We start from the raw sequence: 19,714 nt of genomic DNA, 5'->3' as shown, positions 1-19,714 counted from the left end.
CCGTCTTAGACGGTTCGCAGAACGAGCCGTTGCCACAACCGCATCGGAGGCGCACCTTCATGAACAGTCCAACCGACGACGTGCGAGCGTTCGAAGCCCATGCAACCGACGCTGACCTCGACGATCTGCGCGCGCGATTGGCCGCGGCGCGGCTACCAGAGGCCGAGACTGTCTATCGCGCCGCGCCCGACCGTCGCCGCTGGGCACAGGGTGTTCCACTCACCGACCTCGTCGATGTCGTGAACTATTGGCGCACCGAGTACAACTGGCGGTCGTTCGAAGAGCGCCTCGATCGGATCGGCCAGTTCCGCACGACCATCGATGACGTCGGAATCCACTTCCTGCACCGCAGATCCGCGCGCGCAGATGCCACTCCGCTGGTCTTGACGCACGGGTGGCCAGGCAGCATTGCCGAATTCATCGATGTGGTCGACGAGTTGGCAGATCCGAAGGATTCGGACGCGCCGGCATTCCACGTCGTGGTCCCGTCGCTCCCCGGCTTCGGTTACAGCGACAAGCCGGCCACGACCGGATGGGGCACCGAAAAGATCGCGGCGGCATGGGTGGAACTGATGGGAAGGCTCGGCTACGGCAAGTTCGTCGCCCACGGCGGCGACTGGGGAGGGGTGATCACGACAATCCTCGGCGCAAGGTTCCCGGACCATGTTCTCGGCATCCACACCACGCTCGCGCAGGCGCCGCCCGGGTTGACAACGGACATGTTGACGGCAAGCGAGCGCAAGTGGACCGAGGAGACCCGCGACTTCTGGCGCAACCGCACGGCGTACGCGAAGCAGCAGGCGACCCGACCGCAGACGATCGGCTATTCGCTCGTCGACTCACCGGTTGGGCTGCTTGCCTGGATCCTCGACAAGTTCGCCGAGTGGACTGATACCGAAGACAGCCCGTTCGAAACGATTTCCATGGACAGCGTTCTCGACGACGTCACCCTGTATTGGCTGACGAGGACCGGGGCATCAGCCGCCCGCATCTACTACGAAAGCCACAACTCGCTCGACCCTGAACTTCGAGTCGACGTCCCGTCGGCCATCACTACCTACCCCCGGGACATCGAGAAGAATCCGCGTCCCTGGGCACAGGAGCGGTTCCGACAGATCGTCCGATGGAGGGCGCCGGAATCGGGCGGACATTTCCCGTCGCTCGAGATGCCTGAGTATTTCGTCACGGACCTGCAGGAAGGCCTCGCGGCGGTGCTGGCAGCTAATCGGTGAAGTGGGCGGGCTGACGGGACTCGTAGGGGTCGAAAGTCGGGAGGACGCTGTGTATTGCCGCCGCTGCCAAGCTGACTATTTCTTCGATCAGTTCGGTCCGCGACAATTCGATGCTCCCGTCCAGCCAGTCGCGAACGGCCTGCGCAGCCCCGGCCACGAGGATCAGGGCTCCCATATTCAGGCGGATGCGTTCCCGCTCCGTCACTTTCAGGTCCGCGATCGTGACGTCGATGAGCAGGACTGCCATTTCGTGCTCGGTCCGGCGAACCGTATCCCTCAGTTGGTCGCCGCCGAGAGTGTCCACGAAGAGTCGCGCGTTGCCCGGATCTTCGATCAGAACCGACATGACTCCGACTACCGCATTGTGGAGTCGGCCGACCATGCCGGTGCCCGGCGACTGCGAGGACGTCGCGACGGCTGCTGTCAATTGCTCGATGAGTCGTTCGACGAGGGCAACGAAAAGATCGTTTCGGGTGTGAAAGTGCTCGTAGAAATAGCGCTTCGACAAACCTGCCCGTGCGCTGATGTCGTCGACGGTTACCGAAGCGAGGGTCCCATTCGCGAGCGCCGCGAGCCCGGCGTCGAGTAAGGCGTCACGACGCTGCCTTACGCGATCAGCTGCACTAACTCCGCGGAAAGGCCGGACCACGACGACTGGATCGGTCATGCTCAATGTTGACACACAGAGTTGCCTCGCCATAGCTTTAGTAGGAACTGTCGAGTTCCTAGTTTGAACCAGATGCGCTTGACGAGTGCACAACGTGGGAGTCGGCAGGAAGTCGCACCCCTTCTAGCAGGCAGTAGGACATGGGAACAATCACTTTCGTTTCACACGACGGCGAGTCGCACGAGGCTGACATAGTCGAAGGGCAGTCGCTGATGCAGATCGCTACAAGCAACGGCGTGGCGGGTATCGATGGTGACTGCGGCGGCGAATGCGCATGCGGGACTTGCCACGTCATCGTCGAGAGCAATTGGATGAGCTTGACGGGTAAGACGGGCGAGGACGAAGAGCAGATGCTCGAGATGACGCCCGAGCGCGAAGCGACCTCGCGACTGTCGTGCCAAATCGAGGTCACAGAGGCCATGGACGGTATGACCGTCAAACTCCCCGAATACCAGATGTAGCCCCCGACGCCATTCAAGCCACAGCGAGGTTATCGAAATGATCAAAGTGTTCGGTCAGGCGAAGAGCATCAAGGTGTTCGGTCAGGCGAAGAGCAAGGTCGAGACTGTCGTCCCTATCCACTTGCTGGTCCGCGGAGCTCATCTGTACAACCGCGCACGTCGCGTCGTAGACAAGAGCGAAAGATCACCCGTCTTCGTCGAGACACCGATTCCGGATGGCGCGAACGTCAAGCTTGCGGACATCGATACGGGCAACCCGTTCCTGTATCGGCAGGGGCAGTGGCTGTCACATTTCAAGCGACTACGTGACGACGCGCCGGTGCACTACCAAACGAAGGGTCCTTTCGGACCGTTCTGGTCGGTCACACGCTACGACGACATCCTCGCCATGGACAAGAACCACCACCTGTTCTCGGCCGAGCCGTACATCTTCATGGGCAAGCCGCCAGCAGGATTCGACATCGCGATGTTCATCGCGATGGACCCGCCGAAGCACGACGTTCAGCGGCAGGCAGTACAGGGTGTCGTGGCACCCAAGAACCTCAAAGAGATGGAACAGCTGATCCGTTCTCGGGTGCAGGAGGTACTCGATGGGCTGCCGGTCGGCGAGGCCTTCAACTGGGTGGATCGGGTATCGATCGAGCTGACCGGCCGCATGCTCGCGACCCTGCTGGACTACCCGTACGAAGATCGTCGAGAGCTCACAGTGATCTCCGATTTGGCTTCGGGCGTGCCGGCGGCGACGGGCGGTACGTCCGACCTCGACGAAACGTTCAACTACGCCGTCCCCCTTCTGCGCAAGGTCATGCATCTCTGGCACGACAAGGCCGCACGCATCGCAGCCGGTGAGACTCCCGGCTTCGACCTGCTGAGCCTCATGCTTACGGACGACGAGACGAAGAACCTGATCGACCGTCCGATGGAGTTTCTCGGCAACTTCCTGCTGCTGGTAGTGGGTGGCAACGACACCACACGCAACTCGATGTCCGGCGGCGTGTTAGCGCTGAACCAATTCCCCGACGAGTTCGTCAAGCTCAAGGCCAACCCGAAATTGATCCCGAACATGGTCTCGGAGATCATCCGTTGGCAGACGCCGCTGGCGTACATGTGCCGCCGGGCCAAGGAAGACACTGTGCTCAACGGTCAGCACATTCGCAAAGGCGACAAGCTCGTCATGTGGTACTCCTCGGGCAACCGCGACGAGCGTCACTTCGATCGCCCGAACGAGCTTGTCATCGACCGCTCCAATGCTCGCAGTCACATCGCCTTCGGCTTCGGAATTCACCGATGCATGGGTAACCGTCTCGCAGAAATGCAGTTGCGCATTCTGTGGGAGGAACTGCTCGAGCGTTTCGAGGACATCCAGGTTGTGGGGGAGCCGGAGATCGTGCAGTCCAACTTCGTTCGCGGCTACTCGAAGATGATGGTCAAGCTCACCGCGAAGCAGCCGGCCTGACCGGTGGATGGCGAGCGAGAGAAGCAACATATGGAAAGCGGCAGGGCGATCGTCATCGGCGCCAGCCATGCTGGCGCCCAAATCAGCGCAAGCCTGCGCCAAGAGGGGTGGGTAGGGGAGATCTTGGTCATCGGCGACGAGGGCGCGTTGCCGTACCACCGCCCGCCGCTGTCCAAGACCTACCTCTCGGGCAAGTCGAGCCTCGATGACTTGCTCATCCGCCCGGCAGGCTTTTACGAGAAGCAGAACATCACCTTCAGGCATGCCCGCGTCGCGCGTATCGACCGTCAGGCACGAACCGTCACGCTGAGCGACGGCGACGAAATCGGCTACGAGAAGCTCGCACTGTGTGTGGGTGCCCGCCCGCGTCTCCTAGCGATCGAGGGCGTCGAGTTGGCCGGCGTGCATTACTTGCGCGATGCCGCCGACATCGAACGGATCCGCGGTGGACTCACCGACGCCACTCGCGTCGTCATCATCGGTGCCGGCTACATCGGCTTGGAGACCGCAGCCTCGCTGCGAACGCTCGGCGGCGTCGAAGTAACGGTTCTGGAAACCGCTGAACGCGTGCTGCAACGCGTGACCGCGCCCGAAGTCTCGAGCTTTTACGCGCGGGTTCATCGCGAGGAAGGTGTGGAACTACGCACTGGAGTCACGGTCGAAGCCATCGAGGGAGACGAGCGTGTTCGTGGCGTGCGCCTCGCTGACGGTGAGTTGATCGAAGCCGATCTGGTCATCATCGGTGTCGGCGTGGTACCCAACACCGAAATCGCCGAGGCTGCAGGCCTTTCCGTGGACAACGGCATCGTGATCGACGGCTGCAGCCTGACCAGCGATCCTGACATAGTCGCAGCCGGCGACTGCGCCAGCTACTTCATTCCCCGCTACGACCGCCACCTTCGCCTCGAATCTGTACCCAACGCAGGCGAGCATGCCAAGGTGGCTGCCGCGACCATGTGCGGGAAACCGAAAACAATCTCCGCGCTGCCGTGGTTCTGGTCGGATCAGTACGAACTCAAGCTTCAGATAGCCGGACTCAACGACGGCTACGACAGCGTGGTGCTCCGCGGAGATCCGGACAGCGGCCGCAGCTTCGCCTGCTTCTACTTCAAGCAGGGCGAGATGATCGCGGCCGATTGCGTGAACCGGCCGAAAGAATTCATGTTCAGCCGGCGCGTCATCAACGAGCGACTGCCCATCGATCGGAATCAGCTCGCTGATCCGGAAAGCTCCCTGAGCGAGCTACTGAAGACGCCCCAATCCGAAAGAGCATGACGCCGTTCGACTTCCGATACTCTGGCCGACACACTTCGAAAGGTCGATCATGAAGTTCTCACTTCGGACGTTCGCAGCTATCGCTGGACTTCTTCTGTTCTTCCTCTCTGCTTCCGCTACGGCCAGTGCCGCACCCACCGATGTTTCCGGGACGGCCAGCGTCTCAGGGAACACGGTCACGTCAGTGATCAGCAACAACTCCGGCGGGCAAATCACCTGCGGGATTGCTGGCTTTCCCGCTGGGACAGTCGATCCGAACATGTCACGGCCGACGTTCGGCCTCACCTATACGGATGTTCCGGCTAGCGGAACAGCTCCCGTGGTGTTCGAAAACGTGCCGAACGGTACCTACGATATTCACTGGAAGTGTGTGAACGTGGGCTTCACCGAGGGATGGGCGACGTTCAACGCCCAAGACACTACGAAGACTGCTGAACCGGCCACCGTTACGGTGCCGAACAATCAAATCTGCATCTTCGGATCGGCCTGCATCTGACCCGAAACATCGGCGTTCGGTTCGGAGAATCGTGTGGCGAGGTCCGTGCTGACCAATCCCGAAAGTATGGCTGCACACTCAGGTAAGAATGTTGGCACTCGAGGATTCGATTGGAGTGCCGCCGTGGAAGTCGCGTTGCCCCTCGTCGCCGACGTCGAGCGTGATATCGACAACCCCGGCGAAGGTCGAGCCGCGACGAAGTGCCCGCGGCGCGACGGTGTTTGAACAATGGCGCTCGAGATCGACGTGCGTCCCTCGGACGAGCCGCTGATCGACTGCGTCTGGCGCGGACGCAGCACCGGTGTCGGCATCCTCGACTCGGTCGCCTCCAGTCATTGGCATCTGGTGGTGAGCGATGTTTGCGGCCAGGTAGGGGTCAGTGTGCACGGACCCGAAAGTCGGCATGTTGCAACGCCGCTCGCTGTCGAGGCGACCTGGGTCGGTATCAGGTTTCGGCTCGGAGTCATGCTGCAGGACGTCCCGATCCCGAGTCTGGTCGACGGCGGGATCGTACTTCCCGACGCGTGCCACAGATCGTTCTGGTGGAGGGGCGGCACCTGGGAGCGTCCGACGTTCGAAAACGCAGAAGGATTGGTCACTCGGCTGGCGCGAGAAAATCTGATCGGGCGGGAGCCGCTCGTCGTCGACGCTTTGAACGGACGTATCGGCTCGCGGTCGCTACGTACATTGCAACGAAGGTTCTACTTGGCGACTGGGCAGGCTCGCAGAGCGGTGCAGCAGATAGAGCGGGCGAGGCTAGCCGCCGTGCGGTTGAGGGAAGGTGCTACCCCGGCCGCTGTGACGTACGAACTCGGCTATTACGACCAACCGCATCTGACCCGATCGGTCCGACGCTATCTGGGCCGAACGCCCGCGGAGCTGGCCTTTCCCAGGCAAGACGAGCAGCTGTCACTTCTGTACAAGACCGATGCAGCCGGGGCCGCCTACCTTGACCATCGACCGTCTTCGAGATCGAGTAGAAGCAGGGTGACGATGTCGGCAATGAGAAACGAGATAACCGCCGAACGCAGGCGTCAGGGATTACTGGCGCACACGGAGCGGCTGGCCGAATGTGTCGGCGCGTCAAGCAGTGACGCAGTGGTACCGACTTGTCCGGGCTGGACTGTCGCCGATCTGGTTTCCCATGTTGGGCAGACCCTCCCTTGGGTGTCCGACATCATCGAGCGTCGCATCGTCGACCCCTCCGAGCTGCCCACCGAGATGGCGACCGTGCCCTCCGATCCGGACGACTGGCCTGCCTGGCTGACCGATGGTGCGGCCCGCGCGGCCGGGGCCTGCTCCGACGAAGCGCTCGATGCGCCCGTGTTCAACGCGGCAGGCGATGAGCGCACGGGAGGAGAGTTCTGGCTGTCCAGTCTCCTCAACGAGGCGGTCGTGCACGGCGCCGACGCGGCCTTCGCGGCTGGTAGAGACTACGACGTCGATAGCGATATCGCCGCGGCCTTGATCTCCAATCACCTGACGATGCTCACGTCGCCTACCTGGGCGGTCCAACGCTCGGAGTCTGCCAACGCTCTGCGCGGCACAGGCGAAACGCTGCGCTGGCGCCCCACCGACGAACTCGGTGTCGGCGAGGTAGGAGAGTGGTTCATCGAACGCGGCCCCGACGGCGCTAGCTGGCAGGCGCGATCTGGCGATGCGGATGTCTCTGTCGAGGGCCCAGCACGATCTCTACTCCTCGTTCTGACTCGCCGTCGGCGGCTGACCGACGAGGCCGACAACGTCACAGTCCGCGGAAATTCAGACCTTGTCCAACACTGGATCGAGCACTCCGCTCACTCGGCCGACTAGCCGTCTCCGGACGCGGGGTTGACCTATCAATTTTGACCGTTCCCGATCGCGCGGCAGATGTTGCGGGTATTGAGCGTCCCTCCTGGTCGACGTGTCGTCCTCGCCGCCGGGGGAGTCGGTGCACCGTTTTCATGCGGCGGATCTCGAGGCGGCGAATCTTCCGGGGGACAGATGAATCTTCCTGCGCGACGGTAGATTGCGTGCCATGACTGGTGCCAGGCAGACAGTGACGTCCACCGATGGAACACCGATCGCCTATCAGCGCGATGGGGCCGGCCGTGCTGTGATTCTCGTCGGCGGCGGCCTCGACGACGGTTCCGAAAATGCCGCTCTTGCAGCGGAGTTGGCGCGCGAGTTCACTGTCTACAACTACGCGCGTCGGGGACGGGCCGACAGCGGGGACACGCAACCGTACGCGGTGCAGCGGGAAATCGAGGATCTGGCGTCGCTGCTCGAGGTGGCCGGCGGGTCGCGCACGTGTTCGGCGCCTCGACCGGTGCTGCGCTCGCCCTGGAGGCTGCGGCGGCCGACCTGCCGGTGGATAGTCTCGTGGTCTACGACGTGCCGTACAGCGTGGAAGCCGAGGCGGTGGCGAGCTGGCGTGAATACCGCGCCAGTCTGGCTGAGTCGCTGGCGCAAGGGCAGATCGACGAGGCGCTCGCGGCCTTCATGCGGCTGGGGGGCGCCACTGACGACGACCTTGCCGGCGCGCGAACGGCGCCGTTCTGGGACGGTCTGCTCAGGCTGGCCCCGACACTCGCCTACGACGCCGCTGTTATCGGCGACGACGGGCCTCCTCCCGCGGAACGCCTTGCCGGCATTCGGCAAGAGACGTTGGTGCTCACCCGATCCACCTCCGACCCGTACATGCCTGCCCTACCTGTCGAATTCTTCGAGGCCGCAGCCGATGCTGTCGCGAAGGCGCTGTCAGTCGTAACCAGGCGGACGATCGACGCACCTGGTCACGCGGTCGACGCAGCGTCCGTCGCCCCGCCCGTCTTGGACTTCTTCGCTGGTTGAGCGCTGTTTCTCCGTTGCGGACCGACCAGAATGGACGGCATGGCGCAGTACTGGAGCGAGTATCCGTTGGCCGAGACAGACGATCAAGTACCCGGCGAACTCCCCGCCGGGCGCTATGTCAGCGTGATCCCGAACGGCCATGGAGCCCTGACCGCATGGGTTGCAGGACCGCACCGGTGTTTCCGAAGACCGTATCCAGCGTCCGCACATCCTCCGGTGAAGGTGACCCGCGGTCATCCGGGCAAGGAACCCGAGGAAGTGTGGTTCGAGCCCTTCACCGAGGAAGACCTCCGGATGGTGAACGACGACGTCAACTCCTACCTCGCAGAAGCGGGGGTCCGTCCGCAACCGCGAGGGTTCGAATGGAATGTGCTTGTCCCCGAAAGCATTAGAGACGGGGAAGACTTGGAACGTGCATTGCGCGCGAAGAACAATTACATCGAGCCGACGGAAGTCTTGACGGCAATCAGGCGCTTGTACGAATCCGTGGTGCGCCAAATTCCGCCGAGTTCCTGACCCAACGCAGTACGCCCGCAGGCCCTGACCAGAAACCAATCGTCGTGCATGTAGGTCAGGTTCGGTTCACTGCCCCACCCGGCCGGTGTCGTAGGCCCACATCGCAATCTCGACCCTGTTCCGGGAGCCGATCTTGGCCAGCAGGCTCGCGACGTGGGTCTTGGCGGTCGTCAAGCTGATGAACAGCTCGGCGGCGATCTCGGCGTTCGTGCGGCCGACGGCGACCAGTTTCAGCACCTGCTCCTCGCGTTGAGTGAGCGGCTCGGTCGGTTGGGTACGGCGTTTCGACGAGGCCCCCGCGGCGAGGGTCGCCAGCAGCCGTCGGGTGATGTTCGGCGCTATCAGGGCATCGCCGACGGCGGCGGCATGGACGGCCTGAACCAGCAGCTCGGGCCCGGCATCCTTGAGGAGAAATCCGAGGGCGCCGGCCCGAAGCGCGCCGTGGACGTACTCGTCCAGGTCGAATGTCGTGATCACCACTACCGCTATCGGGTCCGGGACGTCGCGCCCTGCGAGGAGTTCGGTCACCTCGATGCCGTCCAGCCCGGGCATCCGAATGTCGACCAGGCAGACGTCGGGGCGGAGCCGATGCGCCAGCTCGACGGCGGCCCTGCCGTCGGCGGCTTGGCCGACGACCTCGATGTCGGGCTCGGCGTCGAGGATCATCGACAGGCCGGTCCGCACCAGATCTTGGTCGTCGGCCACCAGCACGCGAACCGTCATCGGGGTATCTCCGTCGGCAGCTCGGCGTCGACTGCCCACCCGCCCTCGGGCATCGGCCCAGCGCGCAGCGTGCCGCCGAGCAGCCGCACGCGCTCGGTCATCCCCAGCAGCCCGAAGCCGTGGGGCGCTGGCCGTGCTGGGTCGATCCGGCCGTCGTCGGTCACGCGGATCCGCAACGTTCCTGCGCCCTCGGCGACCCGGATCTCCACACGTGAGGCGTTTCGGGCGTGCCGCAGCGCATTGGTCAACGCCTCCTGCGCTATCCGGTACACGGCTGCGTCGACCTGGGGCTGAAGTCCGGCCAGATCACCTGCCAACTCGACGTCGACGACAGGGTCCGGGCCGCGGCGGGCGAGGGACATCAGGTCGGCGCAGCCGGGTTGGGGGGAGTACTCCGCCGGTGCTCCGTCGCGCAGCACCCGGACCATCGCCCGCATCTCCGCGAGTGTCCGCGAGGCTTCTCCTTCGATAACCGAAAGCGCCTCGAGCGCCGCTTCGGGTCGCTTCCTCGCCATCGAGCGGCCGGCCTGCGCCTGCACCGTGATTGCGGAGACGTGGTGGGCGACCGAATCGTGCAGCTCGCGCGCGAGGCCGACGCGTTCCTGGCTGCGGACCTGATCGAGCGCCCGGCGCCAACTTTCGGCTCGGTAACGCAACGCCGCTCCTCCCGCCGACGCCGCAGCCAGAACGGCTAGCCCACCGAAGAACTCGGCCGGCCCGGTGTAGTCGGTCGTAACGCTGACCACCGTAGCGACCGCCACCACCGCCAGCCCGATCACGATCTGACGCCCTGAACCCCACCGGACCAGTGCGTAGACGAGAACAAGGATGAAGCTCATCGTGTATAGGCCCACACTTGGGATCCCGGCCAGCTCGCTCGCCAGTCCCAACGCCGTACCGATGCCGAAGGCCACCACGACGCAGACCAACGGATGGGTCCGCCGCCATAGCAGCACCGATGCAAGTCCGACCGTCACGATCGTCACGACCGGCCGCCAGGTGACGTCCTCGCGGAGGGTTCCTTCGAGCAGCGCCATCACCATCAGAACGCCGACCAGTACTCGGTCGCGCCACGTGTGTTCGTGCGCGTCGGCGGCGCGGGGCTCGTCCCATAGCGAGCGCAGGGCGGAAGGGATCACGCGCCAAGCGTAGGGACTGCCGAGGCATCGCAGATCCTCCGGAAGAACGAGACGCCGACCATCCCATCGGCCTAGGTGGGTCCGACCTCGAAGCCGATGTGGCGGAGGCCCGGTCGCGGCGAGGATTCCGGTCATGATCACTGTTCACCACCTGACCAAGAGCTATCGCGGCGTGACCGCAGTCGACGACGTCTCGTTCACAGCACGACCCGGCCGCGTCACCGGCTTCCTCGGCCCAAACGGCGCAGGCAAGTCGAGCACGATGCGGATCATGGTCGGCCTGAGCGCGGCCACCTCCGGCCACGTCGAGGTCCTCGGCGGCCGGTACGCCGACCTGCCGAACCCGGGCATCGAGATCGGGGTACTCCTCGATGCTTCGGCCCAGCACGCCGGCCGGACCGGCCGCGAGGTGCTCACAATCGCGGCCCGCACCATGGGGTTGCCGACCAGCCGGGTGCCCGAGATGTTGCGTCGGGTGTCGCTGACGGAGAAGGAGGGCGACGGCAGGATCCGCAACTACTCCCTCGGCATGCGGCAGCGGCTCGGCATCGCGACCGCTCTCATCGGCGACCCCGCCGTCCTGGTCCTCGACGAGCCAGCCAACGGCCTCGACCCCGCCGGCATCCGCTGGATGCGTGACCTGTTGCGCGACTTCGCCGACCAGGGCGGCACGGTGCTGTTGTCCTCGCACCTTCTGCACGAGATCGAGGTCATCGCCGACGACCTGGTCGTGATCGGGAACGGCCGGATTGTCGCTGAGGGGACCAAGCGGGATCTGCTGTCGACTGCCGGGACCGTCGTCTCGTCCGCGGACAACACCCGGCTCGCCGCCGCCCTCGCGGACGCCGGCATCGGCGCCTCATCCTCGGGCGGAGGCTCGCTCCACACCCATGCCGAACCGCACCACGTCGGCCGGGTCGCCCTCGTGGCCGGAATCGCCCTGACCGAACTGCGCCCCGCGGACGGCGCTGGTCTGGAGGAGATGTTCCTCGAGCTCACCGCGGAATCCCAGCGCGACAGCACCGTTCCCGAAGGAGGGGCAGCAGCATGATTACTCAGACCACGCAGACCACACAGATCGCCGCCCGCGTCGTACAGCCGATCCCGACCACCCGGATCATCGGCGTCGAGCTGCGCAAGATGTTCGACACGCGCTCGGGCTTCTGGCTGCTCATGAGCATCGGCGTCTTCTCGGTCGCGGCGGCCGCAATCGCCATCGTCTTCGTGCCCGAAACCGCGTTCAGCTACGAGACCTTCGCCAGCGCTCTCGGCTTCCCGATGACTCTGATCCTTCCCATGATCGCGATCCTCGCGGTCACCAGCGAGTGGAGTCAGCGCAGCGGACTGACGACGTTCACACTCGTACCCAGCCGGGGGCGGGTCATCGGCGCCAAGGCGATCGCGACCATCACCGTCGGTTTCGTCTCGATGCTGGTTGCGTTCACGATCGGAGCCGTCGGCAACGTGGTCGGCTCCACGATCGTCGGGGTCGACACGGAGTGGAACATCGGACTGGCTCACGCGGCGCAGATCGTCCTGGGCAACTTGTTGGGGATGGCGATCGGTTTCACACTTGGCGTGGCGCTGCGCAACTCCGCAGCCGCCATTGTGGGCTACTTCGTGCTGTCGTTCGTCCTCTCCGGCATCCTGTTGCTGCTCGCACAGGTGAGGGAATCGTTCACCGACCTCCAGCCCTGGATCGACTGGAACTACTCGCAGATCGAACTATTCGAGGGTCAGATCTCCTCGGCGCAGGAGTGGATCCAGATCGGATCGACCACGATGATCTGGATCGTCATCCCGCTCGCCATCGGCCTGGTGTCGCTGCGCCGCTCCGAGGTCAAATAGCCGTTCCATCCGGTCACACTGCCGACGTTGCGCGCGGGACGAATTGGCCTTCACTATGTCTGCGGATCGTGGTGACGCCACCACGAGACGACGTACATGGTCATTGCTGCAACGAGGCCGATCAGTGCCCAGATCGTCACCGACCGATCGATCCAGCTGCCGGGCGGGGGAGCGCCTGGAAGCGCGTTTCGAAGCTGGACTTCGGCGAAGAGCATGATCGCGAACCAGCCCGTGAGCGGTGCGAGGAACGGGCGGCGTCCGCGCACGGTGTTGATCGCCACGAACAGTCCGAGTGCCGGCAGCGCTACGAGGATGGACACGAGCATGATGTCGTAGGCCAACGTGCTCGGTGCGCGGGCCAGGGTGATCTTGTAGCGGAATCCGGTTGTCACGGCCGAATCTGTTGTCGCAGTTTGGGTTACTTCCCAGCCGTAGATGGTGTTCGAGATTCGTGCCGTTGCGGCGATCGGCTCGCGACCGGTCGCCGTTTCGCTCCACACGTCGACGGTCAACCGCTCACTGACGTACCGGTCGAACGGCCACGCCGCCAGATCGCCGTCGGTCGCCATGTTGGTCGAAAGCGTCGAGGGATGGTGACCGGCTGGAAAGACGATGTCGCCGGGTGTTGTGTCGGGATTCAGTCCGACGACCACGGCGTCGCGTAGTCGGCCTCGGTCGTCGAGCAGGTCGTACCCCGGCACGAGCGTGACCGTCACCGCGATCGATTGAACTTCGGGTTGGATCTGCTGCACCACTACATCGACAACGGTCGATTCACGAGCAGCATCGATGGACAGTTGCCGCTGCGTTCCGAATGCAACATCGAACGCGCTGGCGAACAGCACGGCGCCGTACATGGCGACGAGGGAGATTACGATCAGCGGGACGCGAAATCTCCGGACGAACGGCCCACGCTCCGGCATGAGCACCCCTTCGTTCCGCCGCTTCTACCGGCCTTTATTCAACGCTCGGTTGCGTTGTGGCGCGGGAGATTCATTCAAGTCCATATGTCTTGGCCGTGGGGGATTGATCGTTCGACGCGCTCGAACGGCACGCGCATGTCGAGAACCCAGTAACGGCTCCGTCCCAGCGTCGAATCGGCGAAACAATAGAGGATGGATCCCATGGCACACGTACAGCGTTTCGACCACATCGGTATCACCGTCGCAGACCTCGATTCCGCAACGGCGTTCTTTGTCGGGCTCGGCCTCGAGGTGGAGGGCACCGGATCCGTGGAGGGCGAGTTCGTGGAGACCGTCTGTGGCATCCCCGGCGCGCGCTGTGAGATCGCGATGCTGCGCCCGCCCAACGGAGGATCCGGGCTGGAGCTTTCGAGCTTCATCACGCCCGACCACGTGCCAGGATCGCCAACGGCGATGGCCAATGAGCTTGGGCTGCGCAACGTGTCATTCGAAGTCGCCGACCTCCAAGCGGCCGTCGACGCGGTGGCTGCGGACGGGTACGGGCTCATCGGCGGCATCGGCGAGTACGAGAACAGTGTCCGGATGGCCTACGTGCGCGGACCCGAAGGGATGATTGTGTCCTTATTCGAGCAGATTGGCTGATGCGTAGCTGTTTCTCCATCGACGTCGCCTGGTCATCGGTCGGTCAGTGCGACGACCTCAGCCCGCTACCCGGCGACGACGTGGTTCGCACGGTGTACGGCCGGCCGAATTGCGTCGAGACTCCGGGTGCGTACAGCACCGAGTCGGGTGGTCGGCTCGAAACGTTCGGAAGTCCTGCTGCGCCAACGAGTTGGTCGCTGCAGTGGGTGAGGTCGGCGTCCGACAGCTGCCAGCGCCGGTGCACATTCGGTATGTACAGCAGCCGCCCAGCCAATGATGTATGGAGACCCCACCGCGCCGTGAGAAATACGGCAAGCGCGTCGTCGGACAGGTCGCGCGATCCGCGGACCACCCCAAAATCTGTTGTGACGCCGCGGAGCGGGGGCGCCAAGCGCGTACTTCGGTAGGCAATCTCAGAACCGTCGTCATCGATTGCCATGGATGCCCAGCGGTACGGAATGCCCGCGAGGTTGGTCCCTGCAACTACGGCGAGGCGGCTCGCTTCGAGAGATCGAAACACCACGCCACGCCGACCATCGGCGTCCACCGAATACAGCCGAACGTTGATCTCGGGAAATGTCCCCAGATAGGGGACAGGTCGCTTGTACCCGAGTCCCGCGCCCACCATGTGAAACCCGATCAGACCAACCCAGGACGAGCCGTCGAACTCGTCCGGGGTGCAGCCGCTCGGCAAGAGCGGAGCAACACGATGACTGGGAACGCGCCAATGCAGGAACACCAGCCGTTCCCAGCGTTGGTCCATCAGAATCGGGCGCGGTAGAAGGGGAGGCCTCGGCCAGAGTCGTTGTCCACCGTCGCGGTCCACACTATGAACAGTAGGCGTGCGAACGTTTTTCGGAGTGTGGGCGATGCGCCGATATTCGCGACCCTGCGCCTGTGGCCGGGCTCGTCCAAGGAGAAATTGACTGGACGGGATACATCCGTACGTAAGACTGTGCTGATGCTGTTGACCATTTCCGCCGAGCGTTCACCGACCATGGAGGTGCCGAGCGATTTCGGCTACCTGCTGCACAAGCATCCGGAGAAGGTTCAGACGTTCGGTGTGTACGGCGGCGCCGCGCACGTCTTCTACCCCGAGGTCAACGACGAACGTTGCACGGTCGCGATGGTCGTCGAGGTCGATCCGGTTGCGTTGGTGCGGGGCCGATCTGGTGCGCACGATGGGTTCGCGTTGGGTCAGTACGTGAACGACCGACCGTACGTCGCGTCGTCGTTGCTGGCGGTGGCGATGGGGAAGGTGTTCCGGTCGGCGCTGAACGGGCGGTGCGCGAATCGGGAAGAACTCGTGGGCTCAGTGTTGAACCTTACGATCGCCCTTCCCGCGGTCCCGGGCGATCCTGCCCTACTGGGGCGTCTGTTCCGGCCGCTGGGATGGGACGTCACTGCGACGCCGATCGTGTTGGATGCCACCAGGCCCGAATGGGGGGATGCACCTTTCGTGTCGTTGACCCTCGAGGGATCGCTGCGTCTGAGCGACGCACTGAGTCACCTCTACATCTTGCTACCGGTGCTCGACGACGCCAAGCACTACTGGGTCGGCGACGACGAGGTGGACAAGCTGGTCCGGACCGGATCGGGCTGGTTGGCGACTCACCCGGAAATTGAACTGATCACACATCGTTACCTTGCCCATCAACGTGCACTGAAAGATGCTGCAATACAAAGACTCGTCGAGCTGGACGACCGGCCGATCGAGGATGCGGCGGAGGTTGCCGAGCCCGACGTGACGCGTCCACTGGTCCGGTTGCGACACGACGCTGTGCTGGAAGTCGTGCGCGAGTTCCAGCCGGCGTCGATCGTGGACCTCGGATGTGGGTCCGGCGCCCTGCTGGGGTCGTTGCTCGAGCAGCGAGGGGTAGCACGGGTGATCGGCACCGAAGTTTCCGACTCGTCGCTGTCGAAAGCGGCCAAGCGGCTGCACGTCGACAGGATGACCGAGCGCCAATCCGAACGCCTGACTTTGCTGCTGTCGTCGTTGCAGTACGAGGACGATCGGCTCGAAGGTCTCGATCTGGCGATCCTCATGGAGGTCATCGAACACATCGACCCAGCGCGGCTACCGGCGGTGACGGCCAACGTATTCGGGTCCATGCGGCCGCGTCACGTCGTGGTCACGACACCCAACAGCGAGTACAACGTGAGGTACCCGGCGCTGGCCGCCGGCTGTTTCCGTCACCCCGATCACCGTTTCGAGTGGTCCCGTGGGGAGTTTGCGAACTGGGCCGACTCGGTGGGCGAGACCTACGGCTACGACCTCGACCTGCGGCCGGTGGGCGATCGTGACGACGAGGTCGGGTCGCCGACGCAGCTGGCCGTGTTCGCACTACAGACAACGAGAAGGGAAAACGCTTGAGCGAGTTGAGCATTCCCGAACTGTCTCTGGTCGTCCTTGTCGGGACGACCGGGTCGGGCAAGTCGACGTTCGCCGCCGCCCATTTCCTTCCGACGGAGGTCGTGTCCAGCGACGACTGTCGCGCGATGGTCTCGGACGACCCGAATGATCAAGGGGCAACGACAGATGCCTTCGGACTGCTGGAGTACATCGCAGGCAAGCGACTCGATCGCGGCCGGCTGACAGTCATCGACGCGACCAACGTGCAGCCGTCGGCACGCAAGTCGCTACTCGCCCTTGCCAAGGACCACGATGTGCTTCCGGTAGCAGTTGTCCTGGATCTTCCGGTCGCACTGGCGTTGGAGCGCAATGCTTCTCGGCCGGACCGAGATTTCGGCGCTCACGTGGTCAAGCGTCAGCACGACCAGCTGCACCGTTCGCTGCGCAGCCTCAAACGTGAGGGTTTCCGCACGATCCACGTCCTGGACTCCGTGGAGGCCGTCGCGGAAGCGTCGATCGTGCGGACCCGCCTGTTCAACGACCGCCGGCACGAACACGGTCCATTCGACGTGATCGGCGACGTGCACGGATGTCGCGAAGAGCTCGAGCTCTTGCTCGGACGACTGGGGTATGTGATCAGCCGTGACGACGCAGGGCGCTGCGTGGATGCAGCGCATCCAGATAGTCGCCAGGCTGTCTTCGTCGGCGATCTTGTCGATCGTGGTCCGGACTCCGCAGGCGTGCTCCGCCTGGTCATGGGCATGGTCGCGAAAGGCAATGCGCTGTGTGTGTCCGGCAACCACGAGGCGAAACTCGTTCGTGCGCTTGGCCGTAGGGACGTGAAACCGACCCACGGCCTACAGGAGACACTGGATCAACTGGCAGCCGAGGACGACACGTTCGTCGCCGAGGTGCGTCAATTCTGCGACGGCCTTGTTGCCCACTACGTACTCGATGATGGCAACCTCGTTGTCGCGCACGCAGGATTGAAGGAGAAGTACCACGGGCGGGCATCGGGCCGGGTCCGGGCGTTCGCGTTGTACGGAGACACCAGCGGCGAGACCGACGAGTTCGGGCTGCCGGTCCGGTACCCATGGGCCGATGACTACCGGGGCTCGGCGACGGTCTTGTACGGGCACACGCCGGTGCCGACGACCGAGTGGGTCAACAACACCATGTGCCTGGACACCGGGTGTGTCTTCGGCGGCAGTCTGACCGCGCTGCGCTACCCCGAGCGCGAAGTAGTGTCGGTGCCTGCGCGGGCAACGTATTACGAACCGGTCCGGCCCTTGGCCCCGCCGCAGCGCGACCCCGAGGTGCTGAAGCTGACCGACATCCTCGCGCACCGCGTCATCGAAACCGAACACATGGGACGGGTTTCGCTGCGCGAGGAGAACGCTGCCGGTGCTCTCGAAGTGATGAGCAGATTCGCCATTCCGCCGGCCGAGCTGCTCTACCTGCCACCGACCATGTCGCCGGTCGACAGCTCGTCGCGTGACGGCGTGCTCGAGCACCCGGATGAAGCGTTCGGTCACTACGCGAAGCGATCCGTCGACCGGGTGATCTGCGAAGAGAAGCACATGGGATCCCGAGGCATTGTTCGTGTGGCGCGTGACGGATCCGGCGTCATCTACTCACGCACCGGACGTGCGTTCTTCTCCGAAGAGCAGCAGACTTCGGTGTTGTCCCGGATTGCCGACGCCGTCACGACGGCAGGCCTGTGGGCAGAACTCGATAAGACCTGGCTACTTATCGATGCGGAGATCCTGCCGTGGACTGCAAAGGCGGAGGCGATGGTCCGCAGTCAGTACGCCAAGGTTGGCGCCGCAGCGACAACCGCGTTGCAGGCGACGATCGATGTGTTGTCGGCCGCCGCAGCGCGGGGGACCGACGTCGGCGATCTGCTGAGCAGGTCGCGAACGCGGGCCGTCAATGCCGCGCTTTTTGTCGATTCGTATCGCCGTTACGTGCGGCCGATCGCCACTGAGTTGGGGATTCAGGTGGCACCGTTTCAGGTAATCGCGGGGGACAGGGCTACGTACGAGACCCGCGATCACCGGTGGCACCTCGACATCGCTGATCGCCTGGTTGCAGCTGACCCGGAACTGTTTCGAGCCACCCGCCGCTTCGTCGTCGAGACCGCCGACGGTTCGTCTTGCAGCGCGGGCGCGGCTTGGTGGGAGGAACTCACCGCTCACGGCGGCGAAGGCATGGTCGTCAAGCCCTTGGACAATCTCGTTCGTGGCCAGAAGGGCCTGGTACAGCCGGGTCTGAAGGTTCGAGGGCGCGAGTACCTGCGAATCATCTATGGTGCCGACTACACGGATGCGTCGACGCTGGCCCGGCTCAAGCAGAGAAATCTCGGTCAGAAGCGGTCGATGGCACTTCGTGAGTACGCACTAGGACTCGACGCCGTACGCCGAGCGGTTGCGGGGGAGCCGGTGTGGCGCGTCCACCAGTGTGTGTTCGGGATCCTCGCGATGGAGTCGGAGGCCGTGGACCCGCGACTATGAAACGCAAGCCGGGGCGGTGGGCGTGAGGCCGCGCCCCCCGCGAGGTATACACGTGCCCCGGCATCGACAAAGGTTGCATGAGTCCGGTTGTCAGTGCGATTAGTTTCGATTGTCGGGACTGGCCAGTGTTGGTGGCGTTTTGGTCTGAGCTGCTGGGATACGCCGAACACCCGCTGAACAGCCCTGGAGGTTCGGCTGGGGGAATTGTCGGGCCCGCCGGCACTACTGAGATCGTGTTCGTGGAGGTGGCAAGGCGATCAAAAGCCGCGTTCATTTGGACCTGACACCTAGCCGAAACAGGTTGGGGGAGAACACAATGCGTGCCCTACTAGTAACCCTGCGTATCAGGACCGGCCATATTGCCTCGCGCCCCGCGAGCCTCATCAACCGTCAGCGCCTTGGAGGCCACGACCAGGGCTGGCAGGCAACGCCTACCGATGGCGTCGCTGAGGGATCTGTCTAGAGCAAGTGTGTATGCGAGGGCAACTGTGAACGTTCCCCCGACTCTTCCGACCTCTCACAGGTCCACCAAACACCAGCCCACTCGCTTTCCGCCAAAGCGGAGACTGACGGACGGCCCTAGCCTCGCGCTTTCACGCTAATTCGGCAGAGGACTGTGTCGCAGACAAAGAATGGTG

20 protein-coding genes are annotated in these 19,714 nt (G+C 63.9%); 15 read left to right on the top strand and 5 right to left on the bottom strand.

Annotation, left to right across the window (positions count from 1 at the left end; translation table 11 throughout):
* Positions 1–59: 59 nt before the first annotated feature.
* A complete protein-coding gene (locus ACHIRB_RS13770) occupies positions 60–1,232 on the top strand; it encodes an epoxide hydrolase family protein (RefSeq protein WP_395112610.1) in 1,173 nt (390 codons plus the stop codon).
* Here the strand turns inward: ACHIRB_RS13770 and ACHIRB_RS13765 are convergent.
* Positions 1,222–1,899, bottom strand: a complete 678-nt coding sequence (locus ACHIRB_RS13765) for a TetR/AcrR family transcriptional regulator (RefSeq protein WP_395112609.1) — start codon at positions 1,897–1,899, stop codon at positions 1,222–1,224. The two genes, ACHIRB_RS13770 and ACHIRB_RS13765, sit on opposite strands and share 11 nt — an antisense overlap.
* 140 nt (positions 1,900–2,039) lie before the next feature.
* Between ACHIRB_RS13765 and ACHIRB_RS13760 the strand changes: the two genes are divergently transcribed.
* From ACHIRB_RS13760 to ACHIRB_RS13725, 8 genes are all read left to right on the top strand, one after another.
* Positions 2,040–2,360 (top strand): 2Fe-2S iron-sulfur cluster-binding protein, encoded by a 321-nt coding sequence (locus ACHIRB_RS13760; protein WP_199701666.1) that lies wholly within the window; start codon positions 2,040–2,042, stop codon positions 2,358–2,360.
* A gap of 67 nt (positions 2,361–2,427) precedes the next feature.
* Positions 2,428–3,816, top strand: a complete 1,389-nt coding sequence (locus ACHIRB_RS13755) for a cytochrome P450 (RefSeq protein WP_395112633.1) — start codon at positions 2,428–2,430, stop codon at positions 3,814–3,816.
* 30 nt (positions 3,817–3,846) lie between these two features.
* The gene (locus tag ACHIRB_RS13750; protein ID WP_395112608.1) at positions 3,847–5,091 is read left to right on the top strand and encodes an NAD(P)/FAD-dependent oxidoreductase; all 1,245 of its coding nucleotides are present in this window, start codon (positions 3,847–3,849) and stop codon (positions 5,089–5,091) included.
* 49 nt (positions 5,092–5,140) lie between these two features.
* Positions 5,141–5,587, top strand: coding sequence for a hypothetical protein (locus ACHIRB_RS13745; protein ID WP_395112607.1), 447 nt, complete (start codon positions 5,141–5,143; stop codon positions 5,585–5,587).
* Between the two features lie 33 nt (positions 5,588–5,620).
* Positions 5,621–5,812 (top strand): hypothetical protein, encoded by a 192-nt coding sequence (locus ACHIRB_RS13740; RefSeq protein WP_395127714.1) that lies wholly within the window; start codon positions 5,621–5,623, stop codon positions 5,810–5,812.
* A 3-nt stretch (positions 5,813–5,815) separates the two neighbouring features.
* Positions 5,816–7,399, top strand: a complete 1,584-nt coding sequence (locus ACHIRB_RS13735) for a maleylpyruvate isomerase family mycothiol-dependent enzyme (RefSeq protein WP_395112606.1) — start codon at positions 5,816–5,818, stop codon at positions 7,397–7,399.
* 477 nt (positions 7,400–7,876) lie between these two features.
* Positions 7,877–8,419, top strand: a complete 543-nt coding sequence (locus ACHIRB_RS13730) for a hypothetical protein (protein ID WP_395127713.1) — start codon at positions 7,877–7,879, stop codon at positions 8,417–8,419.
* Positions 8,420–8,458: 39 nt separating this feature from the next.
* Entirely contained in the window at positions 8,459–8,935 is a 477-nt protein-coding gene (locus tag ACHIRB_RS13725; protein ID WP_395112604.1) for a DUF5956 family protein, read from the top strand.
* Positions 8,936–9,001: 66 nt separating this feature from the next.
* Here ACHIRB_RS13725 and ACHIRB_RS13720 read toward each other — a convergent pair whose 3' ends face one another.
* Together ACHIRB_RS13720 and ACHIRB_RS13715 are read right to left on the bottom strand one after the other, a co-directional pair.
* Positions 9,002–9,658, bottom strand: coding sequence for a response regulator (locus ACHIRB_RS13720; protein ID WP_395127712.1), 657 nt, complete (start codon positions 9,656–9,658; stop codon positions 9,002–9,004).
* On the bottom strand, positions 9,655–10,797 hold the full coding sequence (locus ACHIRB_RS13715; RefSeq protein ID WP_395127711.1) for a sensor histidine kinase: 1,143 nt from the start codon (positions 10,795–10,797) through the stop codon (positions 9,655–9,657). The genes ACHIRB_RS13720 and ACHIRB_RS13715 overlap by 4 nt, the downstream gene beginning before the upstream one ends.
* Positions 10,798–10,930: 133 nt before the next feature.
* Between ACHIRB_RS13715 and ACHIRB_RS13710 the strand changes: the two genes are divergently transcribed.
* Both ACHIRB_RS13710 and ACHIRB_RS13705 read left to right on the top strand, forming a co-directional pair.
* Positions 10,931–11,848 (top strand): ABC transporter ATP-binding protein, encoded by a 918-nt coding sequence (locus tag ACHIRB_RS13710; RefSeq protein WP_395127710.1) that lies wholly within the window; start codon positions 10,931–10,933, stop codon positions 11,846–11,848.
* Positions 11,845–12,645: an ABC-2 transporter permease gene (locus ACHIRB_RS13705; protein ID WP_395127709.1), complete on the top strand. Its 801-nt coding sequence runs from the start codon at positions 11,845–11,847 to the stop codon at positions 12,643–12,645. The genes ACHIRB_RS13710 and ACHIRB_RS13705 overlap by 4 nt, the downstream gene beginning before the upstream one ends.
* A 53-nt stretch (positions 12,646–12,698) precedes the next feature.
* Here the strand turns inward: ACHIRB_RS13705 and ACHIRB_RS13700 are convergent, their stop codons facing one another.
* Positions 12,699–13,568: a DUF4436 family protein gene (locus tag ACHIRB_RS13700; RefSeq protein WP_395126356.1), complete on the bottom strand. Its 870-nt coding sequence runs from the start codon at positions 13,566–13,568 to the stop codon at positions 12,699–12,701.
* Positions 13,569–13,769: 201 nt separating this feature from the next.
* Between ACHIRB_RS13700 and ACHIRB_RS13695 the strand changes: the two genes are divergently transcribed.
* The gene (locus tag ACHIRB_RS13695; protein WP_395112598.1) at positions 13,770–14,210 is read left to right on the top strand and encodes a VOC family protein; all 441 of its coding nucleotides are present in this window, start codon (positions 13,770–13,772) and stop codon (positions 14,208–14,210) included.
* A gap of 43 nt (positions 14,211–14,253) precedes the next feature.
* Here the strand turns inward: ACHIRB_RS13695 and ACHIRB_RS13690 are convergent, their stop codons facing one another.
* Entirely contained in the window at positions 14,254–15,036 is a 783-nt protein-coding gene (locus tag ACHIRB_RS13690; RefSeq protein ID WP_395126357.1) for a YqjF family protein, read from the bottom strand.
* Between the two features lie 135 nt (positions 15,037–15,171).
* On the opposite strand from ACHIRB_RS13690, the gene ACHIRB_RS13685 reads away from it, so the two are divergent.
* The 3 genes from ACHIRB_RS13685 (at position 15,172) to ACHIRB_RS13675 (ending at position 19,360) form a co-directional block, all read left to right on the top strand.
* Entirely contained in the window at positions 15,172–16,584 is a 1,413-nt protein-coding gene (locus tag ACHIRB_RS13685; RefSeq protein ID WP_395126358.1) for a 3' terminal RNA ribose 2'-O-methyltransferase Hen1, read from the top strand.
* Complete coding sequence (locus ACHIRB_RS13680; RefSeq protein ID WP_395126359.1) at positions 16,581–19,076, top strand: polynucleotide kinase-phosphatase; 2,496 nt, start codon at positions 16,581–16,583, stop codon at positions 19,074–19,076. The genes ACHIRB_RS13685 and ACHIRB_RS13680 overlap by 4 nt, the downstream gene beginning before the upstream one ends.
* Positions 19,077–19,153: 77 nt before the next feature.
* Positions 19,154–19,360, top strand: coding sequence for a VOC family protein (locus ACHIRB_RS13675; RefSeq protein WP_395126360.1), 207 nt, complete (start codon positions 19,154–19,156; stop codon positions 19,358–19,360).
* Positions 19,361–19,714: the final 354 nt, after the last annotated feature.

Source organism: Antrihabitans spumae, assembly GCF_043944905.1.
GTDB lineage: Bacteria > Actinomycetota > Actinomycetes > Mycobacteriales > Mycobacteriaceae > Antrihabitans > Antrihabitans spumae.
Note: the sequence above shows the minus strand (reverse complement) of the source record. Positions and strands in the feature narration are given on the sequence as shown.